Annotated in this window: 2 protein-coding genes; both read left to right on the top strand. The window is 70.5% G+C overall.

From position 1 onward, the window contains the following. Positions 1-6481 (top strand): non-ribosomal peptide synthetase (locus A8G18_RS15560; RefSeq protein ID WP_064064574.1); only part of this gene is annotated, 6481 nt, incomplete at its 5' end. A 94-nt stretch (positions 6482-6575) separates the two neighbouring features. Next, positions 6576-7589 (top strand): ABC transporter substrate-binding protein, encoded by a 1014-nt coding sequence (locus A8G18_RS15555; RefSeq protein WP_016932282.1) that lies wholly within the window; start codon positions 6576-6578, stop codon positions 7587-7589. Positions 7590-7686: the final 97 nt, after the last annotated feature.

Genomic DNA, 7686 nt, shown 5'->3' with positions numbered 1-7686 from the left:
GGATCTGCACACCCCGCTCGCGCAGGTGTCCGTCCTGACCGCCGCCGAGCGACGGACGATCCTCGACGACTGGAGCCACAGCCCGGACATCCCGTTCGACCCGGAGCTGACGCTCGTCGATCTGCTGCGGGAGAGGATCGAGGCGGCCCCCGACGCACCGGCCGTGGCCGACGCCCGTGTGACGCTCACCTACGCGCAGTTCGGCGCGCGGGTGCACCGCCTGGCCCGGTATCTCGCCTCCCGGTTCGATCTCGACCGGCCGCACGCGCGGGTCGCGCTCGCGCTGCCCCGTACCGTCGACGCGCTGGTCGCCATCCACGCCGTCCTCGAGACCGGCGCCGCCTACGTCCCGCTCGACGTCGACCAGCCCCTCGACCGCCTCGGCCACATCCTCGGCTCCACCGATCCCGTCTGCGTCCTCACCGCCCGCGTGACCGACGACCGGGTCGGTGAGGTCGCGGGCGCACCCCACCGCGTCGTGCTCGAGGATCTCGACCTCGACGCCGTGTCCGACGCTCCGCTCGACGACTCGGAGCGCCGTCCGCCGACACCCGAGACGATCGCCTACGTCATCCATACGTCCGGCTCCACGGGCAGACCGAAGGGTGTCGTCGTACCCCACCGCGGGCTGGTCAACCTCTTCCACAGCCACCGCGCCCAGGTGTTCACCCGTGCCGCCCGCGAGGCCGGCCGCGAATCCGTCCGCCTCGGCCTGGCCTGGTCGCTCGCGTTCGACGCGTCGTGGCAGCCGCTGCTGTGGATGCTCGCCGGGCACACCGTCGACATCGTCGACGAGGCGACCCGGCGCGACCCGGCGGCGCTCGCACGCCGCGCCCTCGACGAGGGATGGGATTTCGTCGAGTTCTCACCGAGTCAACTCGAGCAGTTCGTCGACGACGGCCTGTTCCCGGACGGCACCGTGCCCACCCTCGGTTTCGGCGGCGACGCCGTCTCCGAGCGGTTGTGGAACCGCCTGCGCGAACGCCGGGGCGCGGCCTTCAACTTCTACGGCCCCACCGAGTGCAGCGTCGACGTCCTCGTCGCGGAGGTCGCCGACGCCGAGACACCGGTGGTCGGCCGGCCCGTCGCCAACCTGCGCGTCCACGTCCTCGACGCGGGACTCGCACCCGTGCCGGCCGGATCCGAGGGCGAGCTGTACGTGGCCGGGCCGGGTGTGGTCCGGGGATATCTCGACGCGCCTGCACTCACCGCGAGCAGGTTCGTCGCGAATCCGTACTCGGAGGACTCCTCGGGTCCGTACGCCCGCCTGTACCGCACCGGCGACCTCGTGCAGTGGACCGAGGACGGCCGCATCGTCTACCGCGGCCGGGTCGACAACCAGGTCAAGGTCCGCGGATTCCGCATCGAACTCGGTGAGGTCGACGCCGCCCTGCTGCGCATCCCCGGCGTGTCCCGTGCGGCGACAGTGGTGCGCACCGATCCCTCCGGTGTTGCGCAGCTCGTCGGCTATCTCGTGGGGCAGGACGTGCCCGAACCGGTCGAGGCGCGCCGCCTCGTCGCCGAGTTCCTGCCCGGGTACATGGTTCCCGCCGCGCTCGTCGTCCTCGACGAGCTGCCGTTGACCTCCAACGGCAAGCTCGACCGCACGGCGCTGCCCGAACCGGACTTCTCCTCGATGGTCTCGTCCCGCACCGCGGAGACCGAGACCGAGCGGGCGCTGTGCCGGATCTACGCCGACATCCTGGGTCTCGACACGGTGGGCGCGGACGACGACTTCTTCGCGCTCGGCGGCCACTCGCTCAGCGCCGCGACACTGCTCGCCCGCATCCGTGACGAGCTCGGTGTGGAGTTGCCGATCCGGACGGTCTTCGATCATCCGCAGGTCGTCGCGCTCGCCGCGCACTGTGGAGACCACCCGACCGCCGCTCCGGCCGGACCGGCGCTCGTCCCGCGCGGTGAGAGCGATCCGGCGGCCCTGTCCCTTGCACCACTGTCGTATGCGCAGCAGCGGCTGTGGTTCATGTACCGCATGGAAGGGCCCAGTCCGACCTACAACGTCCCCATCACGGTGGACCTGCACGGACCGGTCGACCCGGATGCGTTGCGGCAGGCGGTCTCCGACGTGCTCGCGCGCCACGAGAGTCTGCGCACCGTTCTCGTCGAGCGTGACGGCACGGGGATGCAGCAGGTGCGCGGAGTGGAAGAAGTTGCCGGGGTCGCCGTTCCCTTCGCGGTCGAGACCGTCGACCGCGACGCGCTCACCGGGCGCCTGCATTCCGAGGCCCGGCACGCGTTCGATCTCGAACGCGAGATCCCGTTGCGGATCCGGTTGTTCACGATGGCGCCCGACGAGCACGTGATGCTCGTGCTCGCCCACCACATCGCGAGCGACGAATTGTCCACACCCCTGCTGCTGCGCGATCTCGGCACCTTCTACTCCGCGCACGTCCGCGGCGACTCCCGCGAGCCTGCACCGTTGCCCGTGCAGTACGCCGACTACGCGATCTGGCAACGCGAACTGCTCGGCGACCAGAACGACGAGAACTCGCTCTCCGCACGGCAACTCGCGTTCTGGCGCGAGGAGCTCGACGGTCTCCCTGCCGAACTCGGCCTTCCCGCCGACCGCCCGCGTCCGGCCGTGGCGTCCTATGCGGGCGGCGGTGTCGAACACCGGATCCCGGCCGATCGTGCGGCGGGGATCCGGGAGGCCGCACGCGCGACCGGCACCACGATGTTCATGATGGTGCACGCGGCGGTCGCGCTCGCGCTCTCGCACAGCGGTGCGGGCGAGGACATCCCGCTCGGATCGCCCACCGCGGGACGGCCCGCCCCGGAACTCGACGACCTCGTCGGCTTCTTCGTCAACATGGTGGTGCTGCGCACCGACCTCTCGGGCGACCCCACCGTGCGGGAGCTGCTTGCCCGGATCAAGGACACCGACGTCGCGGCGTACTCGCACCAGGACGTCCCGTTCGACCGCGTCGTGGAAACCCTCAACCCCGAGCGCAGCGCGGCCCGGCACCCCCTGTTCCAGGTGATGGTGCAGTACCAGAGCCCGCCGGCGATCACGGGATTCGACGGCCTGACGCCTACACCCTCGTTCGTCGCGAACGACACCGCGATGTTCGACCTCACCTTCGGCGTCATCGAGGAATCCGACGGTGGTTTGTGCGTGCGCGTCGAGTACGCCCGCGACCTGTTCGACGAGTCGTCCGCCGAGGCCTTCGCCGCGCGGGTCGAGCGGGCCTTCGCCGCGGTGTGCGCCGATCCGGACGCGAGGCTCTCGCAGCTCGCTCTGCTCACCGCCTCCGAGCGTGAGGTGTTGCGCGCCGGTGATGCGACCGCGCTCCCGGATCGCTCCGGACCGCGGAGCCTGCCCGCACTGTTCGCTCGCACCGTGGAGCGCTACGGCGAGGAGACCGCGCTGGTCACGCCGTCGAGCCGTCTGACCTTCCGCGACCTGGATGCGTGGTCCGACCGGATCGCCCGTCACCTCGTCGCGAACGGGATCGGTCCCGAAGACGTCGTGGGACTGAGTCTTCCGCGCGAATCCGTGCTGGTCGCGGCGATCCTCGGCGTGTGGAAGTCGGGAGCGGCCTATCTGGTGCTCGACCCGGAGCAACCGGCCGACCGGAACGAGTTCATGCTCCGCGACGCGGGTGTGGGCGTCGTGCTCGACGTCGACGCGGCCGGATCGATCACCGGCCCCGGCCCGGACGTGCACCTGCCGGTCGTGCACCCGGACACCACCGCCTATCTCGTGTACACCTCCGGTTCGACCGGCACCCCGAAGGGTGTGGTGGTGCCGCATCGCGGTGTCGTGAACCTGTGGGAGACGGTGCGCACCCGCACCGTCGGCGATCCCGCGATGCGCCGCCGCGCCGTGCTGCTGAGCTACACCTTCGCGTTCGACTCGTCCGTCGAACCCCTCCTCGCTATGCTGGGCGGCCACACCGTGCACGTACTCGCCGAGGACCGCATGGCCGATGCCGAGGGGATCGTCCGGTACGTCCGGAGGCACCGCATCGACGCACTCGACTGCGGTCCGGTGCTCGCCGGTCGCCTGCTCACCGAGGGACTCCTCGACCCTGCCGCGCCGCACCGTCCCGAGTCGATGGTACTCGGCGGCGAGGCCGTCCCGGGTGAGCTGTGGTCGCAGCTCGCCGCGGAAACCGATGTGCGCGTGAGCAACATGTACGGTCCGACGGAATGCACCGTCGACGCGACCGGCGTCGTACTCACCCCGGGCAGCACCCCGAACATCGGAACGCCGATCCACGGCGGCCGGGTGTACGTCCTCGACGCCTATCTGCGGCAGGTGCCCCCGGGCGTTGCCGGTGAACTGTACGTCGGCGGCCCGCACGTCACCCGCGGCTATCTCGGCCGAAGCGCGCAGACGGCCGGACGGTTCGTGGCCGACCCCTTCGGCACCGGCGGCGAGCGCCTCTACCGCACCGGCGATCTGGTGCGCTGGAGGATCTCCGGCACCGACGGCCCGGTGCTCGACTACCTCGGCCGCACCGACGACCAGGTGAAGATCCGCGGCTTCCGCATCGAACTCGGCGAGATCGAGACCGTGCTCGGCGGCCACCCCGCAGTGAGTGCCGCGGCGGTCGTGGTCCGCGAGGACGAACCGGGTCGCAAGCGACTCGTCGCCTATGCGGCCGGGACCACCGACCCCGACACCCTGCGGGTGTACGTCGCCGACCGGCTGCCCGACCACATGGTTCCCGCCGTCACGGTCGTGCTCGACGAATTGCCGGTCACCCGCAACGGAAAGATCGACCGCAGAGCACTTCCCGAGCCGGTCTTCACTCCGGCCGCCGAGAGCCGGCTGCCGGCGGACGAACTCGAACAGCGTCTGTGCGAACTGACGGCGGGTGTACTCGGACTCGACGCCGTGGGTCCCGACGACGACTTCTTCGCTCTCGGTGGCGATTCGATCGTGTCCATCCAGCTGGTGTCCGCGGCGCGCGCCTCCGGGATCCGGTTCACCGCGCGGCACGTCTTCGAGCACCGCAGCCCCGCGGGTCTCGCCCGGGTCGCCGAGATCGAGGACGGTCCGGGGACGGTCGACGTCGAGGCGGCACTCGGCGAAATCCCGGCGACACCGATCGTCCACGACATGCTCGACCGTGGTGGACCCTACGCCCGCTACGCGCAGTCGCGGCTGCTCCTCGCGCCTACGGGGCTCACCGTCGAGCGGCTGACCGGCGGCGTCCAGGCCCTGCTCGACACGCACGACGCCCTGCGGGCCGTCTTCGACCCGCAGGGGCGGGTGCTCGACGTCCGCCCGGTCGGTTCCGTCGACGCCGCGGACATCGTGACCCGCGTGGACGTCTCGGGTTCGCCCGATCTGCAGGAGGCGATCGTCGCCGCGACCGAGGCCGCGTACGCCGAACTCGATCCTGCTGCGGGCGCGCTCGTGCGCGTGATCTTCTTCGACGCCGGTCCCGATGCGCCGGGGCGGGTGTTCGTCGCAGTGCATCACCTCGTCGTCGACGGCGTGTCGTGGCGCATCCTGGTGCCCGATCTCGCCGGCGCGGTCGACGGTGTCGTGCCGGTCCGCGCGGGCACGTCGCTGCGCCGCTGGGCACGGGGACTGCTCGACGGGGTGCCGACGCGCAGATCCGAACTGTCGTTGTGGCGGCGGATCCTCGCACCGGAGGGACGCGTGCGTCTGGCGTCCGGGGATCCGGATCCGGTGCGGCACACCATGGCGGAGACCGCGAAGGTACAGGTCGAGGTTCCGTCCGAGCTCACCGACGCGCTGCTCACCACCGTTCCCGAGCGGTTCCGTGCCGGCGTCGAGGACGTCCTGCTCACAGCATTGGCGCTGGCGTCCGCGCGGGTGTGCGGCGACGGGGCGATCGCGGTCGACCTCGAAGGGCACGGCCGTGAGGAACAGGCCGTCCCGGGGGCGGATCTGTCGCGCACGGTGGGCTGGTTCACCACGCTCTATCCGGTGCGCCTGGACGTCGGCGGGCTCGATGTGGCCGACGCGTACGCCGGGGGAACGAGTGCGGGGGACGCGTTGAAACGGGTGAAGGAACAGCTGCGAGAGATTCCCGACAGCGGAATCGGATTCGGGATGCTGCGGCACCTCGATCCCGTGGGCGGTCCGGAACTCGCGAGCGCCGGTGCCGTGGACATCGGATTCAACTATCTCGGCCGGTTCACGCTGGGGGAGACCGAGGGGCAGGCGTGGGCCGGCGCCCCGGAGAGTTCGGTGCTCGGTGGGGCCACCGAAGCCGACATGCCCGTCGCGCACGCCGTCGAGATCGGCGTGCTCACCGACGATTCCGGTACCGAGCCGGTGTTGCGCGGAATGTTCGGGTACAGCCCCGATCTCGTTCCGGCGGCGACGGTCGCCGCGCTCGCCGACGAGTGGATCGCGGCGCTGCGTGCGCTCGCAGGGCATTCGGCGGACGAGGACGCAGGAGGGTTCACGCCGTCCGACCTCACGCTCGACGACCTGGACCAAGCGGAGATCGACGATTTCGCGCTCGAATTCGGCTGACACGAAGCGCTTGGCGGGACGGTCTCTTTCGGTTAGCCTAACCAACCATGACCGGGGCGACGCGCCCCGGCGAGAGACTCTTGGGAGATCAACGATGCGCGTTCTGGAACGCAAGCGCGCGCGGGGCGCCGCGGCGCTCGGCGCGGCAGCTCTGCTGGCCGTCGGACTGGTGGGATGTTCGAGCGACAGCGAGAGCGGCACCGACTCCGCGGCGACGCGTACCTTCGAGGCGCAGAACGGCAGCATCGAGATTCCGGCCGACCCGCAGCGCATCGTGTCCTGCGGTTACGCGACCCTCCCGCTCATCCAGGCCGGCGCGAACCTCGCCGCCGTGTGCGAGTGGAGCCGCGAGCTCGACAATATGGACGAGGAGACCCTGGCCGCCTACGAGGCGCTGCCGAAGGTCGCCCCCGACGGCGCTGTCTCGGAGCTCAACTACGAGGCCGTCACCGCCGCCGATCCCGACCTCATCATCATGGGCGTCCCGGCCCGCGTGAAGGAACAGGTCGACGTGGCCAAGCTCGAGGCGCTCGCCCCGGTGGTCTTCGTCGGACTCACGGTCCCGGGCGAATGGCGCGAACTCGGTGAGCAGTACGCCGATGCCGCGAACGTCAGCGACTCCTACGGGGAGTTCAAGGAGGAGTACGAGGCTCGCGCCGCCGAGATCGCCGACAAGTACGCCGGCTCGCTCGGGGACCTGAAGTTCGCCGGTGTCTGCGGTGTGTGCGGCACCCAACCCGGTGAATTCTCCCGTGAGTACGCCTCGTCGTACACCACCAACCTGTTCGACGATCTCGGGCTCGACTTCTTCGGGGAGCCGACCGATCCCGAGTCCGTCCATGCCGAGTACCTGTCGGTCGAGCAGTTGCCCGAGAACCTCGGCGAGGCCGACGTGATCGTCTACGGTGTCGAGGCCGACGGTTCGCTCCCGCCGGAGCTGGAGGAACTGTTCGCCTCCCCGCTGTGGCAGGATCTGCCCGCCGTGAAGGCCGGCAACCTCGTCGCCGTCAAGCATTCCAGTGCGGCGACCTACGAAACTGCCCTTCTGGCGCTCGATTCCATCGACGCCGAGTTGGAGAAGCTTCCTGCCAACCGGAACCGGGAGTAGTTGCTGCTGCGGGCTCGCCCCGCGCCCTCGGCCGAACGGCCCCCGACGTCCCGACGCGGGGGTCGTTCGTCGTTCGTGCCCGAATCGACCGTCATAT

The sequence above is a fragment of the Rhodococcus gordoniae genome, from assembly GCF_001646655.1.
Lineage (GTDB): Bacteria > Actinomycetota > Actinomycetes > Mycobacteriales > Mycobacteriaceae > Rhodococcus > Rhodococcus gordoniae.
This window is presented reverse-complemented; position numbering and strand designations above follow the sequence as displayed.

Coding starts and splice junctions, on each gene's coding strand:
- A8G18_RS15555 (WP_016932282.1), top strand. CDS start 6,576: ATGCGCGTTCTGGAACGCAAGCGCGCGCGGGGCGCCGCGGCGCTCGGC.